Genomic DNA, 14,668 nt, shown 5'->3' with positions numbered 1-14,668 from the left:
AGCGCGGGGAATCACCATGCCGGTCAGCTGTCGGCGTGCTGATCCAGCTCGCGGCGCAGGGCCTGCTTGTCCATGTCGCCAGCAGGGATGCCGGCGTTGGACGCCTGGCGGCGCATCTCGTCACGGGTGATGTCCTGGGGCATCTCGCCGAGGTGCTCCTGCCGGCTCTTCAGGAAGGCCTTGCCCAGCTCGGTACGCCGGGTGTCGTCGAGGCGGCTGCGCATGCCCGGCAGCACGGTCGACTCCTCCTCCTCGATGTGGTGCGAGACGGCGTCGACCACCTCGGCCAGCTTGTTGTCATAGGCGGTGGAGTAGGGGTCGCACTCGCTGAGCTCGGCGAGAAGGCGGTCGGCCAGCAGGTGCTCCTCCTGGCTGTGCGCGACGTCGTCCGCCTCGCCGGCCTCGTCCCGGGCGATCGGGTAGACCTCGGCCTCCTCGGCACGGCTGTGCGCGGCCAGGAGCGTCACCAGAACGGGGGTCAGCCCGGCGCGTACCTCCGGTTCTCGCTCCAGCTTCTCGAACAGGCTCTCCACCTCTCGGTGGTCCTGCATGATCAGGTCGGTCACGTCTTCGGACACGGTCGTTCTCCTCTGTGCTGATCGGGATCCAGCCCCACCAGTACCCCTGAAGGGGCAGGATCAGCCTCAGTCCGGGGGCTCATCGACGATGTGCACGGCCGCCTCCTCGGCCGAGGCACCGGCGCCGTCGATTCCCTCGTCCTGCCCGATGAGCTTGCCCTCGTCATCCTCGCGCACGCCCTCGTCTGGGCTGGTGAGCCGACCGGAACGCGCCTCACCCACCTCCCCGGTCACCGGGCCGTCCAGGATGTCGGCGTCGGCCTCGGCCTCCGCTTCCTCCCAGACCTCCGGCTCCTCCTGAGCGCGGCGCTCGTCGATGGTCTCGCCCTCGATCTCCTCACGAGGCGTGACCCCCTTGGCCGTGACGCCCCGCGGGCGCTCGGGCGGCGAATAGCCCTCGTCCAGGACGTCGTCCACGCCGCGGTCGTCGAGGGTGTCCTCTGGCTGAAGCTGCTCTCCACTCATGGCTCGCCCGGTATCCCCCGACCGGCCAGACAATGCTCGCCGGTCGCTCACCTCCTGCATACCCTGGTGGAGCAGGCAGGCCGGGCTCGACCGACGATGCGATGAACAGGGGCGATGCAACCATGACCGCCGACCTTGCCTACGTGGTGATCGGTGCCAGTCTGCTGCTGGCGATCGTGCTTCCCGACCTGCTCAGACGCTGGGCGATCTCGGCGCCGATGGTGCTGGTCGGCGTCGGCATGCTGATCGGGCTCACCCCGCTGCCCGACGGTCTACCCCTGGACCCTCGGGCCAACCGCGTCGCGATCGAGCACGCGACCGAGCTGGTCATCATCGTGGCGCTGATGGGTGTCGGCCTGGCGCTCGACCGGCCTCTCGAGCTCCGCAACCCGCGTAGCTGGCGCCGTTGGTCGGCGACTTGGCGGCTGCTGGTGATCGGGATGCCGGTCACGATCGCTGCGGTCGCGCTCCTCGGCTGGGCCGCCGGCCTGGCGCCCGCGGTGGCGCTGCTCCTGGGCGCGGCGCTGGCACCCACCGACCCGGTCCTCGCCTCCGACGTCCAGGTCGCCGGTCCGCAGACGGGCGACCACGAGGTCGACGAGAGCGACGAGCTCCGGTTCACGCTCACCTCGGAGGCTGGCCTGAACGACGGCCTGGCGTTCCCGTTCGTGTACATGGCGATCCTGCTCGCCACCGAAGGCGCGGTGTCGCACTGGGCTCTGGAATGGGTCGGCTTCTACCTGGTCGCCAAGGTCGTGATCGGCGTCGTCGCCGGGATGCTCGTGGGCAGGGCGCTCGCGTACGTCGCGTTCCGGTCCAGCAACCGATCCCTGCGGGTGGCGGAGCGCGGCGAGTCGCTCCTCGCGCTCGCGGCGCTGGTCGCGTCGTACGGCGTCGGCGAGGTGCTCGGCGGCTACGGCTTCCTCTCGGTCTTCGTCTGCGCCATGTCGTTCCGCTCCGCCGAGCGCTCGCACGACTACCACGCGGCGATGCACGAGGTGGCCGAACGGCTCGAGCGTCTGCTGACGCTCTTCGTGCTGCTCGTCCTCGGTATCGCGCTCACCCGGGGTCTGCTCGAAGCCCTCGACTGGCGCGGGATCGCGATCGGCCTGGCACTGATCATGGTGCTGCGGCCGGCCGCAGGGATGCTGGCTCTCACCCCGTGGCCGGGGCGCACCGAGCGCACGGCCGCGCTCACCCGGGGTCAGCGGTGGGCGACGGCCTTCTTCGGGGTGCGGGGCGTCGGCTCCGTCTACTACCTCGCCTACGCCGCCGGCGAGGACGAGGCGCTTGCTCAAGACTGGCTGTGGTCGACGGTCGCCTTCACCATCGTCGCCTCCGTACTGATCCACGGAGTCCTCGCCACTCCGGTGATGACGCGCATCGATTCCGTCCGGCGATGACGGTCAGGTTGCCTGCCTCAGGCGGGCCCACCCTCGCCGGTGTCGGCGGCGAGCACGGCGACGTCGACCTCCTCCTGACGCGAGATCCGCTCGGTGACGATCTCCCGCTGCTCCTCGGTCAGGGTCACCCCGGCCTCCTGCAGCGCCTTGGTGAGCTCGTCCCGGATGGTCCCCTCGGGCGCGGTCTCCTGCCAGGCGGTGACCCGTTCGACCACACCCTGCAGTGCCTGTACGCGAGCTTCGTCCTGATTCATCTCAGTCATCTGCACGCGGTACCCGGCCCGGGCGGCGACATGCGGACGGCCGAGCGGCTCAGACCGGGTTCGTCTCGTCGGCCTGGACGATCGCCTCGCGCAGCCGCTCTGCCTGGTGCTCCGGCGGGATGTCGGCCACCCAGGCGCCCATCGCCGCCTCGCTGCCGGCCAGATACTTCAGCTTGTCGGCCCCCCGCCGCGGGCTGGTGAGCTGAAGGGTGAGCCGGACGCTGTCGCGGTGGGAACGCACCGGGGCCTGGTGCCAGGCGGCGATGTAGGGGGTCGGGTCGTCGTACAGCGCGTCGACGCCACGCAGCAGCCGCAGGTAGAGGGTGCTCAGCTCCTCGCGCTGAGCTTCGGTGGTGGCGGCGAAGTCCGGCACCTGGGCGTGCGGCATCAGGTGGACCTCGACGGGCCAGCGGGCGGCGTACGGGACGAAGGCGGTCCAGTGCTCGCCGGAGAGGACGACCCGCTCCCCCGCCTGCTCGAAGGCGAGGAGGTCGGCCTGCAGGCTCGGCCCGTACTCCTCGATCGCGGCGAGGAGGCGCTGGGTCCTCGGGGTGATGTAGGGGTAGGCGTAGATCTGGCCGTGCGGGTGTCGGAGGGTGACGCCGATGGCCTCGCCGCGGTTCTCGAACGGGAAGACCTGCGCGACACCCCGGAGGGAAGAGAGCTCGGCGGTGCGGTCGGCCCAGGCCTCGATCACCGTCCGGGCCCGCTCGCGCGACAGCGACCCGAAGGACCCCTCGTGCTCCGGGCTGAAGCACACCACCTCGCAGCGCCCGACCGAGGTGGCGCTGCGGCCGAGCGCGAGGCCGGACAGGTCCGCCGGCCCGTCCCCCGGATCAGGACCGAACGACGGCGATCGGTTCTCGAAGACCGCGACGTCGTACGCCGAGGGGATCTCGGACGGGTTCCCCGGCGTCTGCGGGGCCAGCGGGTCCAGATGGGCCGGGGGCAGCATGACTCTGGTCTGGCGCGCGGCCGCGACCGTGATCCACTCACCGGTCAGCACGTCCTGGCGCATCTGCGCGGTCGAGGGTCGCGGGGGCAACTCGCGCTCGTCGGCCGCCCGCTCGGTCGGCAGGGCAGAGTGGGGGTCGTCGAAGTAGATGAGCTCACGCCCGTCTGCCAGCGCGTGGACCTGTTTGGGGATGCCTGTCACGGCTCGAAGGCTAGAACGCTTTCGTTATCGAAATCAAGCTTTCGCATTGACAAGTCCACGGACGGGTGAGCAGCATGTCCGCATGCCCGAGCCCGCCCCGCACCTGCCGACCGAGGAGCGCCGCGACCGGATCCGCGAGCTCGTCGAGGAGCACAGCTTCGTCCGGGTCGTCGACCTCAGCGAGGCGTTCGGCGTCTCCACCGTGACGGTGCGTACGGACCTGGAGGCCCTCGAGCACGGCGGTGCCGTCCGGCGTATCCGAGGCGGGGCGATGCCCGCCGAAGGCCTGCGCGAGCGGCCTTTCGAGGAGGTGCAGGTCGACGCGGCCCCGCAGAAGGAGGCCATCGCCCGGCTCGCCGTCGACCAGCTCAGCTCAGGGATGAGCGTGCTGCTCGACGTCGGCACCACGACCGCGGCCATCGCCGCCGAGCTGGTCCGCCGGACCGAGCTGGTCGACCTCACCGTCATCACCAACGGGCTCTCGATCGCGCTGACGCTGGAGCCGGCGTTGCCCCGCCTGCAGGTCATCGTCACCGGCGGAACGCTCCGCCCGCTGCAGCACTCCCTCGTCCCGCCGCTGGCAGACGCCGTCCTCGGCCGCATCCGGGCCGACGTCGCGTTCATCGGCTGCAACGGCGTGGACGTCGAGGCCGGCATCACCAACATCAACCTCCCCGAGGCGGAGCTCAAGCGGGCGATGATCGCGGCGGCCTCCGGGGTCGTCGTCACCGCGGACAGCAGCAAGCTCGGTCGCGTTCACCTCGGCAGGGTCGCCGATCTCGACCGGATCGACACCCTCATCACCGACGGCAGCCACAACGGGCCCGCGCTCGAGGCGATCCGTGCGGTCACCGATCTCGAGGTGCTCGTCGCCACGACCGAGGGACGCTAGGCAGCGGGCGTCTCGGCTCGCCAGCAGTCCTCCCAGGAGTGCTCGACCACCCCGTAGTAGGCCGTCGGCTCCGCGGGCGTGGTGCCGACAGGGTCGACGCGAACCTCCACGGCCATGCACCCCTGCAGGGCGAGCGCGGTGACGGTTCCGAGCAGAACCAACGGCACGAAGGCTCTGACTCCGCGCCATGTCGTCGCTGTTCTCATGCTCACTCCTCGAACGGTTGGTCGGCGGTTCACCCGAGCAGCGGGTCCCCCTCCGGTGGTGCGTCGGTACGGTTGGCCGAGCGGTTCATCGCGTGGTCGGGGAGCCAGAGCACGAAGGTGCTTCCGCCGGCGCCTCGGCTGACCAGCACCAGCCGGCCCTCGTGGCTCTCGGCGATCTGGCGGGCGATGGCGAGGCCGAGCCCCGAGCCGTCGGTGGCCGGCTCCTGGCCGGCAGCCCCGTTCCCGCGGTAGAAGCGGTCGAAGATGCGGTCCTGGTCGGCCTCGGCGATCCCCGGCCCCTCGTCGGCGACCGCCGCCCAGGCCCAGCCGTGCTGTCCACCCATGCCGATGGTGATGGTCGAGCCCGTCGGGGCGAGCCTGACGGCGTTCGACAGCAGGTTGGCCAGGGCGCGCTGCAGCGCGTCCGGGTCGCCGACGACGACGGGTCCTCGGTGGGAGCGTTCGACCATCCTCAGGCCGCGTGCCTCGGCCGCGAGACGGTGCTCCCGCACCGCCGCGGTGACGGCGTCCGACAGGTCGACCTGGCGGTCGGTGAACGCCTCGGAACGGCTCCGGGCGATGGCGAGGAGGTCCTCGAGGAGACGGCGCATCCGGCGGGTGGCCTGGAGCACGACCACGCTCGCCTCGCGCCGCTCGGTCGGGGTGGATCTTTCGTTGGCGAGGACCGCCTCGGTGTTGGTGTGGATGAGGGAGACCGGGTTGCGCAGCTCGTGGGAGACGTCCTCGACGAAGCGCCGCTGGTCGGTGAAGGCCTTGTCGAGGCGGGCCAGCATGGAGTCGATGGTGTCCGCGAGCGTACGCAGCTCGTCATGGGGTCCGGTCGCGCCGATGCGCCGGGTCAGGTCGGAGGCGTTGATCTCCTGGGCAGTGCGCGTGATCGCGCCGACCGGCCGCAGCGCGCGTCCGGCGACCCACCAGCCGATCGCCAGGCTGAGCACGAACATCACGACCAGCGCGATGATCGAGTAGTTGCGCAGCGTCTGCAGCGAGGCGTAGTTGACCGCCTCCTGGACGTCGGCGAAGTCCGCGGCCTGGAACTCCTGCCCAGGCTTGTAGACGATGTGGCCGTCCTGGGTCTCGAACTTCTTGACCGTCACGGGGTCCAGCGGGGCGGCGCTGATGCTGCTGGAGAGCGCGAGGTAGACGCCGGCGAGCAGCAGCGCGGTGACCCCGAACAGGAGCGAGGAGTACGTCAGAGCGAGCCGCACCCTGACGGTGCGCAGCCACCGGGGAAGCCGCAGAGCCAGGCGACGTACGCCCCCGTTCATGCGGTGGCGCCCTGGTCGAGCTCGGGCAGGTCCCGGAGCCGGTAGCCGCGGCCGACGACGGTCTCAAGGGCCGGGGGCTCGTCGCCGATGGTCAGCTTGCGCCGCAGCGTGCCGACCGTGACCCGGACCGTCTGGGTGAACGGGTCGGCGTTCTCGTCCCACACGTGCTCGAGGAGCTCCTCGGCCGAGACGATGAAGGCCGGCCTGGTCATCAGGTAGCGCAGGACGGAGAACTCCTTGAGGGTCAGCCCGAGCTCCCGGTCGCCCCGGCGAGCCAGCTGCCGGGCGGTGTCGAGCCGGATCGGCCCGTGGGTCAGCACCGAGGTGCCGTCGCTGCTCGGCCGCCGCAGCAGCGCCCGCAGGCGGGCGGTCAGCTCGGCCAGCTCGAACGGCTTGGTCAGGTAGTCGTCGGCGCCCACGTCGAGGCCGCGCACCCGGTCGTCGAGCCGGTTGCGGGCGGTGAGCATCAGGATCCGCGGTGGCTCCTCGCCGGCGACCTCCACGGCCCCGGTGCGCAGCGCCGAGGCGACCTCGAAGCCGCTGCCGTCGGGCAGGTTGATGTCGAGGACCACCAGGTCGTAGGCGTTCAGGCCGAGCTTCTCGAGCGCGCCGGCGACCGAACCGGCACCGTCGACGGCATAGCCCTCGCGCTGCAGCGCGACCTTCAGCGCGCTGACCAGGCCGGCCTGGTCCTCGACGATCAAGACCCTCACGCTCAAGAACGGTAGCGCGTGCCCCTGCCCGCACAACGCCTTCGGGATGACTGCTGTGTATCGGTTCCGGCGCGCGCTTTCGGATCGCTTTCGGTGCAGTTTCCGCTGGTTTTCGGCCTCCTTCGATGAGATCGGTGTCCAGCAGAAGCACCCCATCGAGCTCCAGGAGGTTCCCCATGTGGGAGTCAGAGCACCAGCCAACCCAACCGGCCCGGTCCGACCTCGGCGCCAACGCGGTCCTCGAACGCGTGCTCTTCGAGGTCAAGCGCGTCGTGGTCGGCCAGGACCTGATGATCGAGCGGATGCTGGTGGGCCTGCTGGCCCGCGGCCACGTGCTGCTCGAGGGCGTGCCCGGGGTCGCGAAGACGCTGGCCGTACGCACCCTCGCCGGCGTCGTCGGCGGCTCGTTCACCCGTCTCCAGTTCACCCCGGACCTGATGCCCTCCGACATCGTCGGGACCCGGGTGTGGCGCCCGTCGGCGGAGCAGTTCGACACCGAGCTGGGGCCGGTCTTCGCCAACCTCGTCCTCGCCGACGAGATCAATCGGGCCCCGGCCAAGGTGCAGTCCGCGCTGCTGGAGGCGATGGCCGAGCGCCAGGTGAGCATCGGCGGCACCAGCCACCGCCTGCCCGACCCGTTCCTCGTGCTCGCCACCCAGAACCCGATCGAGAACGACGGCGTCTACCGGCTTCCCGAGGCCCAGCGCGACCGGTTCCTGCTGAAGGTCGACGTCGGCCACGTCGACGAGCTGGAGGAGATGACGATCATCCAACGGATGGGCACCCGGCCGCCGACCGCGGAGCAGATCCTCGACATCGCCGCGCTGCGCCGGCTCCAGTCCCGTGCCGAGGAGGTGTTCGTGCACCATGAGGTCGCGCAGTACGCCGTCAAGCTCGTCATCGCGACGCGTACGCCGCACGCCTACGGCCTGCACAACCTCGACGGACTGCTCGCCTACGGCGTCAGTGCCCGCGGCAGCCTCGGTCTGATCACCGCCGGTCGCGCCCTGGCCCTGCTGCGCGGGCGCGACTACGTGCTGCCGGCCGACATCGCCGACCTGGCCGGCGACATCCTCGCTCACCGGCTGGTGCTCACCTTCGACGCAGAGGCCGACGGGGTCGACCCGCGGGCCGTCGTGGACGCCGTGCTCGCCGCGGTCCCGCAGCCGCGGGCGACACCGAGCGACGACAACCCGGAGACCGCCGAGCCGATGTCCGACCAGGAGCTGGCCTCGTGAGGTCGGCACGCTCTCCTTACGGCGCCTTCCGCAAGCTCGATCTGACTGTCCAGCGCCGGGTGAGCGGGATGCTCCAGGGCGAGGCCGACGGCCTGCGGCTCGGGCCCGGCAGCGACGCGGAGGAACTCGTTCCCTACGTCCCCGGCCATGACGTACGCCGCATCGACTGGAACGCGACCGCGCGCCTGGGTGAGCCGCACGTCTGGCTCACCCGCGCCGAGCACGAGCTGGACACCTGGGTGCTGGTCGACCGCACGCCGAGCATGGCCTTCGGGACCGCGCTCGCCGAGAAGGTGGAGGTCGCCGAGGCGACCGTGGCCGCGATCGGGATCGCGGCCGACGGTCCGGGCAACCGAGTCGGCCTCGGGATCCTCGAGGCCGGCGGCGTACGTTGGCGACCGCCGACCACCGGACGCCGGACCGCGCGCCGGCTGCTGACCGCGGAGCCGCCCTCGCCGCGTACGGCCCGGACGGCGCCGGGAGCCGCCACCCTCGACAGCGCGCTCGTCGACCTCGGCCGGCGTGCGCGGAACCCAGGTCTGCGGGTGGTCGTGACCGACCTCCTGCCCGCGGACGGGACGTGGGAGCGGCCCTTCGGCTGGGAGTCCGCGCTGCGCCGGCTCACCGCGCGCCACGACGTGATCCTGGTCGAGATCGTGGACCCGCGCGAGCTCGAGCTGCCCGCGGTCGGGCAGGTCACGATCGTCGACCCCGAGACCGATCGGCAGCACGAGGCCGACACCTCGGACCCGCGGCTGCGAGCCGCCTACGCCGAGGCGATGACGACGCTGCGCGAGCACAACGCCCGGGCCGTCCGCGCCGCCGGGGCCGACCATCTGCGGATGTCCACCGACGACGACTGGGCGCGAATGCTGGTCCGGCTGCTGCGACGCCGGGCCCGACACCCCCGGCCGGCCCGTTCGCGGACGGCCGCGGCCACCCACTGACGAGGAGTTGCCCTCGATGAGACTCACCCAGCCACTGTTCCTGCTCGCCCTGATCCCCATCGCCCTGCTCGGCGTCGGCTACCTGGTGATGCAGCGCCGCCGGATCAAGTACGCCCTCCGGTTCGCCACCGCGCCCATGCTCGAGCGCCTCGTCCCGCACCGCCCGCGCTGGCGGCGCCACCTGGCCGCCGGGCTGGTGGTCGGGGCCCTGGCCCTGCTCGCCGTCGCGACCACCCAGCCCCAGGTCCGTGCGCAGGTGCCCTACGAGCGGGCCACGATCCTGGTCGCCATCGACACCTCCGCCTCGATGTCGGCCGAGGACATGCCACCCAACCGTCTGGAGGCCGCGAAGGCCGCCGCCATCAGCTTCATCGAGCAGCTCCCGGCCCGCTACAACGTCGGCCTCGTCAGCTTCTCCAGCAACGCCCGCGTCGTCGCCAGCCCGACCACCGACCACGCCCTGGTCGTACGCAGCATCGACGGTCTCGGCCCACCCGACGGCGGCACCGCGATCGGCGAGGCCGTCTACTCCTCGATCAGTGATCTGCAGCAGATCCTCGAGGAGGCCGCAGCGGCCGGTTCCTCCGGCGAATCAGCGGAGTCGGAGGAGGAGCGATCGCCGGCGCACCTCGTCCTCCTCTCCGACGGCGGCAACTCCGCCGGCCGGAGCCCGGTCACGGCGGCCGAGGCGGCCCGGGAGGCGGGTCTCCCCACCTCGACCATCGCCTACGGCACCGAAGGTTCCAGCGCCACGCTGCCCGGCGGGCAGTCGGTCGAGGTCCGCGAGGACACCCTGCGCGACCTCGCCGACACCACCGGCGGCCGGTTCTACCGCGCCTCCAGCGCCGACGAGCTGCGTGAGGTCTACGACGACATCGGCACGCTGGTCGGCCATCACATCGAGTACCGCGAGATCACCGTCTGGGTCGTGGTCGGCGCGATGGTCCTCGCCTTCGCCGCCGCCGCACTCTCGCTGCGCTGGTTCGCACGGCTCATCTAGGCCCCAGGAAGGACTCCCGTGAACGACACCCCGACCACCGGGCGCGGCCTCGGCCGCCCGACCGGACCGCAGCAGTGGACCGTCACGGCCCCACCCGTACGTCCCCGCCGCCCGCTCCAGCCCGCACCAGCACCCCCGATCCGACCAGTCGCACCTGTGCCGACACCACCGGCCGCGCCGAGCCCGACTCCCCTGTCGGCACCCCCTCCGGCACGACGTGTGGTGCGTGACCGCTACGGCAGGGTGCGGCTGGTCGCCCCCGGCACGCCGCAGGCCCGGCCCGCCGACGTACCTCGGTCCGCCGACGCCCCGACGTCACCGCCACCTCCGGCGCTGGTCCGGCGACCGCGGCGCACGATCCCGCTCACCCTCGCGGCAGCGGTCCTGGCAGGAGCCGTCGCCGGCGGCGGCGTGGCGGTCGGCCTCGCCGACCGCGGCCCCGTGGACGCCCTCACCGCTCCTGCACCGGCGCCGCAGGGAGCCCCGCCGACGAACGCGACCGAGGCCGCGGCCCAGCGCATCCTGCCCAGCGTGGTCCAGGTCCGCGCCGGCCGCGGCACCGGCTCCGGCGTGGCCATCGACGGCGTCGGCCACGTCGTCACCAACGCTCACGTCGTCCGAGGCTCCGACTCGGTGAACCTGGTCCTGGCCGACGGCAGCTCCACCTCCGGGCGTGTCATCGGCAGCGACGAACGCAACGACATCGCCGTCATCGCCACCGACCCCGGCGCCGTACGTCCCGCCACCATCGGCCAGAGCGGCAACCTCCGCATCGGACAGCCCGTGATCGCCGTCGGCTCACCCCTCGGCCTCAACGGCACCGTCACCTCCGGCATCGTCAGCTCACCGCACCGCTCCTCCGGGTCGTCACCGGAGATGATCCAGACCGACGCCGCCATCAACCCCGGCAACTCCGGAGGCCCGCTCGTCGACCTCGACGGCCGCGTCGTCGGGATCAACACCTCCATCGCCACCCTCGGCGGCCCCAGCGGCAACATCGGCATCGGCTTCGCTGTCCCCATCGACCGCGTTCGCACCGTCGCCCACACTCTGATCAGCCAGGGCTGAACCGACCAGGAAGCCACCTCACCGACCTGGAGCTCGGTGCCACCCGCGAGCGGCGGAACGCCCGAGAACGCCCGAGACAGTCAGGACGACTCGTCGTCGAGCAGGGGCTGCAGCTGGGCCTGGATGGCCGCGGGTGTGGCCGAGGTTCGCAGGACGACCACGGTCGAGGAGTGCTCGAGACCTTGGGGCTGGTAGCGCTCGAGGGCCACCCGCATCGCCTGGTCGAACTCGCTCTCGGGGTCCGGGGTCTGGTCCCGGAGCCAACGTCGGAGCACATAGTTGTGCGCCGTCACGAGGTCGGCCGCCAGCAGATCGGCACGCAGCTGCCCGTCAGGCAGGTCGGACATCCATGCCCGGAGCCAACGCGCGAACAGCCGCTGATACTGCTGGATGCCTCCTGTCTCGCGGGCACGAAGGGCCGGCACCGAGCCGACCAGGCGGTAGCGCGCCCTGGCCAGCTCCCCCTCGTCCAGGTAGTGGCGCAGCACGACGCGCGTCGCCTCGCTCAGCGCGAGGGTTCGCGTTGCCGGGGTAGCCGCGGCCAGACGCTCGTCGATGCGACTGAGCAGCAGATCGTGCTCGGGGAAGATCACGTCGTCCTTGGACCCGAACGCGCGGAAGAACGTCGTACGTCCCACACCCGCGCGGCGCGCGATGTCCTCGGCCGTCGTCGCGTCGAACCCGCGTTCCTCGAACAGTTCGAACGCCGCGGCGACCAGGCGGTCCTTCGTCGTCGTCGACCGAGGCTTCTCGCTCATGGCTGCAACGTACTTGATGGTACTCCGTTCCGCTAGTAAGGTACTGCGTACCATAACGCGACGGAAGGCTGCACATGAACGGTTTCAACCGCATCGGCGTCGTCGGCGCCGGACTGATGGGGGCCGGCATCGCCGAGGTCGCCGCTCGCGCCGGCAAGGACGTCGTGCTCGTCGACGCCGACCCCACAGCCGCGGAGGCCGGCCTCGACCGCCTGACGGGCTCGCTCGAACGGGCACGGCAGCGCGGGAAGATTACCGACACCGCGGCGGTCCTGGAGCGCATCACCGGGAGCAGTGACCTCGACGCGCTCGCCGACCGCGACCTGGTGATCGAGGCAATCGTCGAGGACGAAGCCGCCAAGACCACGCTGTTCACCCGGCTCGACGCCATCGTCGCCGATCCCCGGGCCGTGCTGGCGTCCAACACCTCCTCCATCCCGATCATGAAGCTCGCCGTCGCCACCGATCGGCCCGCGCAGGTGATCGGACTGCACTTCTTCAACCCGGTCCCGGTCCTCTCCCTCGTGGAGCTCGTGCCCAGCCTGCTGACCGCACCGGACACCACCGACCGCGTGCGTACGTTCGTCGAGCAGGACCTCGGCAAGCACCCCATCGACTCCCAGGACCGGGCGGGTTTCGTCGTCAACGCACTGCTGATCCCGTTCGTGCTCTCCGCGATCCGGATGCTGGAGTCCGGGTTCGCCACCGCCGAGGACATCGACCAGGGCCTCGTACGCGGCGCCGCCCACCCCCAAGGACCGCTGGCCCTCGCCGACCTCATCGGGCTGGACACGACCAAGGCCGTCGCCGAGTCGCTCTACGAGGAGTTCAAGGAGCCGCTCTACGCCCCACCGCCGCTCCTCGCCCGCATGGTCGATGCCGGCCTGCTGGGCCGCAAGACCGGGCGCGGGTTCTACCACTACTGATCCATCAAGGAGGCACCATGACCGACGACTTTCCCCACCTCGAGCTCGCCGAGCACCATCTCGACCTGCGCGAAGCCGTGAGCGCGATCGCGGCGAACAAGATCGCTCCCTACGCCGCCGACGTCGACGCGAACAGCAGGTTCCCAACCGAGGCCTATGACGCACTCGTCACCACCGGGTTCCACGCACCACATGTCCCCGAGACGTACGGCGGCGAGGGTGCCGACGCCCTGGCGACCTGCATCGTCATCGAGGAGATCGCCCGGGTCTGCGCGTCCTCCTCCCTGATCCCCGCGGTGAACAAGCTCGGCAGTCTCCCGCTCGTCCTCGCCGGGTCCGAGGAGCTCAAGCAGCGCTACCTCCCACCCCTCGCCGCAGGCACCTCTGCCTTCTCCTACGCACTCTCCGAGCGCGAGGCCGGCTCCGACACCGCCTCCATGAGGACCCGCGCCGTCCGCGACGGCGACCACTGGGTGCTGAGCGGCCAGAAGTCGTGGATCAGCAACGCGGGCATCTCCGACTACTACACCGTCCTCGCCGTCACCGACCCCGACGGCCGGCGAGGAGCCAACATCAGCGCCTTCGTCGTGGAGAAGGGCGACGAAGGATTCACCATCGGCGCGCCCGAGAAGAAGCTGGGCATCAAGGGCTCCCCCACCTGCGAGCTGAACTTCGACGCCGTCTACCTGCCCGCCGACCGCATGATCGGGGACCCCGGCACCGGACTCCAGCTCGCACTGCGCACCCTCGACCACACCCGCGTCACGATCGCCGCCCAAGCCGTCGGCATCGCCCAAGGCGCCCTCGACCACGCCCTGGCCTACGTGCAGGAGCGTCAGCAGTTCGGCAAGAACATCGCCGACTTCCAGGGGATCCAGTTCATGCTCGCCGACATGGCGATGAAGCTCGAGGCTGCCCGCCAGCTGGTCTACCTCGCCGCCGCGAAGTCGGAGCGGGACGCCGACGATCTGTCGTTCTTCGGGGCAGCCGCCAAGTGCTTCGCCAGCGACACCGCCATGGAGATCACCGTCGACGCCGTCCAGCTCCTCGGCGGAGCCGGCTACACCCAGGACTTCCCTCTCGAACGGATGATGCGCGACGCCAAGATCACCCAGATCTACGAAGGCACCAACCAGATCCAGCGTCTGGTCATGGCCCGCCAGCTCGTCGGAACGCGATAGGAGCGCGGCGCCGCCTAGGGCCGCAAACGAAGGAACTCCGCCTGACCTGGTCGACCAGGTCAGGCGGAGTCATCTGGCTCCCCTACCGAAGACAGTCGGCCGCGAGGCTAAAGGCGAAGACCAACTGGGGGCACTGGGGCCACGCCCCTGTCCGGGACTTCCGATCAGCGCTATGGACGGATCGCCTGGTAGAACGCGCCTTGTTCGACGTGGGCGAAGATGTCGCCGGCGATGGGGGTGCGCATCTCCTCTGCGAGCTGGCCGAGGAGACCGGCGCAGCGGGCGAGCAGGACCACTCCGCGCAGCAGCTCCGTCGGTATGCCGAGGTCGGCGAGGACGGCGCCGCAGGCGCCTGCGCCGTTGAGGGGCAGGGCTTTGCCGAGCTCGTCGGGTGCGACGCGACCGACGGCCTCGAAAAGGCTGAGCCGCGGGCCGAATGTGTCGTTCTCGCGTGCAAGGTCGAGAAGCCTGGGTACCCGGGGGTCACCGTTCTTGTGAAGGTGATGACCGAGGCCGGGAACGAATCGTCCGCTTGCTCGCTGCTCGCGGATCGCTGTGCGGGCGAGTTGGTCCCAGCCGGCCCTC

17 protein-coding genes are annotated in these 14,668 nt (G+C 71.1%); 8 read left to right on the top strand and 9 right to left on the bottom strand.

Annotated elements, in window-relative coordinates:
• Positions 1–23: 23 nt before the first annotated feature.
• Both ACFVJS_RS03565 and ACFVJS_RS03560 read right to left on the bottom strand, forming a co-directional pair.
• Positions 24–578, bottom strand: coding sequence for a hemerythrin domain-containing protein (locus ACFVJS_RS03565; RefSeq protein WP_378877536.1), 555 nt, complete (start codon positions 576–578; stop codon positions 24–26).
• 66 nt (positions 579–644) lie between these two features.
• The gene (locus tag ACFVJS_RS03560; RefSeq protein WP_378877534.1) at positions 645–1,043 is read right to left on the bottom strand and encodes a DUF5709 domain-containing protein; all 399 of its coding nucleotides are present in this window, start codon (positions 1,041–1,043) and stop codon (positions 645–647) included.
• 122 nt (positions 1,044–1,165) lie between these two features.
• On the opposite strand from ACFVJS_RS03560, the gene ACFVJS_RS03555 reads away from it, so the two are divergent.
• Positions 1,166–2,446, top strand: coding sequence for a cation:proton antiporter (locus tag ACFVJS_RS03555; RefSeq protein WP_378877532.1), 1,281 nt, complete (start codon positions 1,166–1,168; stop codon positions 2,444–2,446).
• A 17-nt stretch (positions 2,447–2,463) separates the two neighbouring features.
• Here ACFVJS_RS03555 and ACFVJS_RS03550 read toward each other — a convergent pair whose 3' ends face one another.
• Both ACFVJS_RS03550 and galT read right to left on the bottom strand, forming a co-directional pair.
• Positions 2,464–2,709 (bottom strand): hypothetical protein, encoded by a 246-nt coding sequence (locus tag ACFVJS_RS03550; RefSeq protein ID WP_378877530.1) that lies wholly within the window; start codon positions 2,707–2,709, stop codon positions 2,464–2,466.
• A 49-nt stretch (positions 2,710–2,758) separates the two neighbouring features.
• Positions 2,759–3,865, bottom strand: coding sequence for a galactose-1-phosphate uridylyltransferase (gene galT, locus ACFVJS_RS03545; RefSeq protein WP_378877528.1), 1,107 nt, complete (start codon positions 3,863–3,865; stop codon positions 2,759–2,761).
• Positions 3,866–3,947: 82 nt separating this feature from the next.
• Here galT and ACFVJS_RS03540 point away from each other — a divergent pair, with 82 nt between their 5' ends.
• Positions 3,948–4,757: a DeoR/GlpR family DNA-binding transcription regulator gene (locus ACFVJS_RS03540; protein ID WP_378877526.1), complete on the top strand. Its 810-nt coding sequence runs from the start codon at positions 3,948–3,950 to the stop codon at positions 4,755–4,757.
• Here ACFVJS_RS03540 and ACFVJS_RS03535 read toward each other — a convergent pair.
• The 3 genes from ACFVJS_RS03535 to ACFVJS_RS03525 are packed head-to-tail and all read right to left on the bottom strand — an operon-like array spanning position 4,754 to position 6,965.
• Complete coding sequence (locus tag ACFVJS_RS03535; RefSeq protein ID WP_378877524.1) at positions 4,754–4,963, bottom strand: hypothetical protein; 210 nt, start codon at positions 4,961–4,963, stop codon at positions 4,754–4,756. The two genes, ACFVJS_RS03540 and ACFVJS_RS03535, sit on opposite strands and share 4 nt — an antisense overlap.
• A gap of 29 nt (positions 4,964–4,992) precedes the next feature.
• The gene (locus ACFVJS_RS03530) at positions 4,993–6,252 is read right to left on the bottom strand and encodes a sensor histidine kinase (RefSeq protein WP_378877523.1); all 1,260 of its coding nucleotides are present in this window, start codon (positions 6,250–6,252) and stop codon (positions 4,993–4,995) included.
• On the bottom strand, positions 6,249–6,965 hold the full coding sequence (locus tag ACFVJS_RS03525; RefSeq protein ID WP_378877521.1) for a response regulator transcription factor: 717 nt from the start codon (positions 6,963–6,965) through the stop codon (positions 6,249–6,251). Before ACFVJS_RS03525 ends, ACFVJS_RS03530 begins: the two co-directional genes overlap by 4 nt.
• A 176-nt stretch (positions 6,966–7,141) precedes the next feature.
• On the opposite strand from ACFVJS_RS03525, the gene ACFVJS_RS03520 reads away from it, so the two are divergent.
• From ACFVJS_RS03520 to ACFVJS_RS03505, 4 genes are read left to right on the top strand one after another with little or no spacing between them, the layout of a single operon-like run.
• Positions 7,142–8,203 (top strand): AAA family ATPase, encoded by a 1,062-nt coding sequence (locus ACFVJS_RS03520; protein WP_378877519.1) that lies wholly within the window; start codon positions 7,142–7,144, stop codon positions 8,201–8,203.
• Positions 8,200–9,150 carry a DUF58 domain-containing protein gene (locus ACFVJS_RS03515; protein ID WP_378877517.1) on the top strand — a complete coding sequence of 317 codons (951 nt, stop codon included), beginning with the start codon at positions 8,200–8,202 and terminating at the stop codon, positions 9,148–9,150. Before ACFVJS_RS03520 ends, ACFVJS_RS03515 begins: the two co-directional genes overlap by 4 nt.
• Positions 9,151–9,166: 16 nt before the next feature.
• Entirely contained in the window at positions 9,167–10,150 is a 984-nt protein-coding gene (locus ACFVJS_RS03510; RefSeq protein ID WP_378877515.1) for a VWA domain-containing protein, read from the top strand.
• Between the two features lie 18 nt (positions 10,151–10,168).
• A complete protein-coding gene (locus ACFVJS_RS03505; protein WP_378877514.1) occupies positions 10,169–11,218 on the top strand; it encodes a trypsin-like peptidase domain-containing protein in 1,050 nt (349 codons plus the stop codon).
• A gap of 80 nt (positions 11,219–11,298) precedes the next feature.
• On the opposite strand, the gene ACFVJS_RS03500 is transcribed toward ACFVJS_RS03505, so the two are convergent.
• The gene (locus ACFVJS_RS03500; RefSeq protein WP_378877513.1) at positions 11,299–11,976 is read right to left on the bottom strand and encodes a TetR family transcriptional regulator; all 678 of its coding nucleotides are present in this window, start codon (positions 11,974–11,976) and stop codon (positions 11,299–11,301) included.
• 74 nt (positions 11,977–12,050) lie between these two features.
• On the opposite strand from ACFVJS_RS03500, the gene ACFVJS_RS03495 reads away from it, so the two are divergent.
• Together ACFVJS_RS03495 and ACFVJS_RS03490 are read left to right on the top strand one after the other, a co-directional pair.
• The gene (locus ACFVJS_RS03495; RefSeq protein WP_378877511.1) at positions 12,051–12,902 is read left to right on the top strand and encodes a 3-hydroxybutyryl-CoA dehydrogenase; all 852 of its coding nucleotides are present in this window, start codon (positions 12,051–12,053) and stop codon (positions 12,900–12,902) included.
• 17 nt (positions 12,903–12,919) lie between these two features.
• Entirely contained in the window at positions 12,920–14,083 is a 1,164-nt protein-coding gene (locus ACFVJS_RS03490; RefSeq protein WP_378877509.1) for an acyl-CoA dehydrogenase family protein, read from the top strand.
• A gap of 170 nt (positions 14,084–14,253) precedes the next feature.
• Here the strand turns inward: ACFVJS_RS03490 and ACFVJS_RS03485 are convergent.
• Positions 14,254–14,668, bottom strand: a 415-nt coding sequence (locus tag ACFVJS_RS03485) for a citrate/2-methylcitrate synthase (RefSeq protein ID WP_378877507.1), incomplete at its 5' end; no start/stop codon positions are given.

Origin of the sequence: Nocardioides sp. NPDC057772 (assembly GCF_042798075.1) — a bacterium.
GTDB lineage: Bacteria > Actinomycetota > Actinomycetes > Propionibacteriales > Nocardioidaceae > Nocardioides.
This window is presented reverse-complemented; position numbering and strand designations above follow the sequence as displayed.

Coding starts and splice junctions, on each gene's coding strand:
- ACFVJS_RS03540 (WP_378877526.1), top strand. CDS start 3,948: ATGCCCGAGCCCGCCCCGCACCTGCCGACCGAGGAGCGCCGCGACCGG.
- ACFVJS_RS03535 (WP_378877524.1), bottom strand. CDS start 4,963: ATGAGAACAGCGACGACATGGCGCGGAGTCAGAGCCTTCGTGCCGTTG.
- ACFVJS_RS03495 (WP_378877511.1), top strand. CDS start 12,051: ATGAACGGTTTCAACCGCATCGGCGTCGTCGGCGCCGGACTGATGGGG.
- ACFVJS_RS03555 (WP_378877532.1), top strand. CDS start 1,166: ATGACCGCCGACCTTGCCTACGTGGTGATCGGTGCCAGTCTGCTGCTG.
- ACFVJS_RS03500 (WP_378877513.1), bottom strand. CDS start 11,976: ATGAGCGAGAAGCCTCGGTCGACGACGACGAAGGACCGCCTGGTCGCC.
- ACFVJS_RS03530 (WP_378877523.1), bottom strand. CDS start 6,252: ATGAACGGGGGCGTACGTCGCCTGGCTCTGCGGCTTCCCCGGTGGCTG.
- ACFVJS_RS03510 (WP_378877515.1), top strand. CDS start 9,167: ATGAGACTCACCCAGCCACTGTTCCTGCTCGCCCTGATCCCCATCGCC.
- ACFVJS_RS03520 (WP_378877519.1), top strand. CDS start 7,142: ATGTGGGAGTCAGAGCACCAGCCAACCCAACCGGCCCGGTCCGACCTC.
- ACFVJS_RS03560 (WP_378877534.1), bottom strand. CDS start 1,043: ATGAGTGGAGAGCAGCTTCAGCCAGAGGACACCCTCGACGACCGCGGC.
- ACFVJS_RS03490 (WP_378877509.1), top strand. CDS start 12,920: ATGACCGACGACTTTCCCCACCTCGAGCTCGCCGAGCACCATCTCGAC.
- ACFVJS_RS03550 (WP_378877530.1), bottom strand. CDS start 2,709: ATGACTGAGATGAATCAGGACGAAGCTCGCGTACAGGCACTGCAGGGT.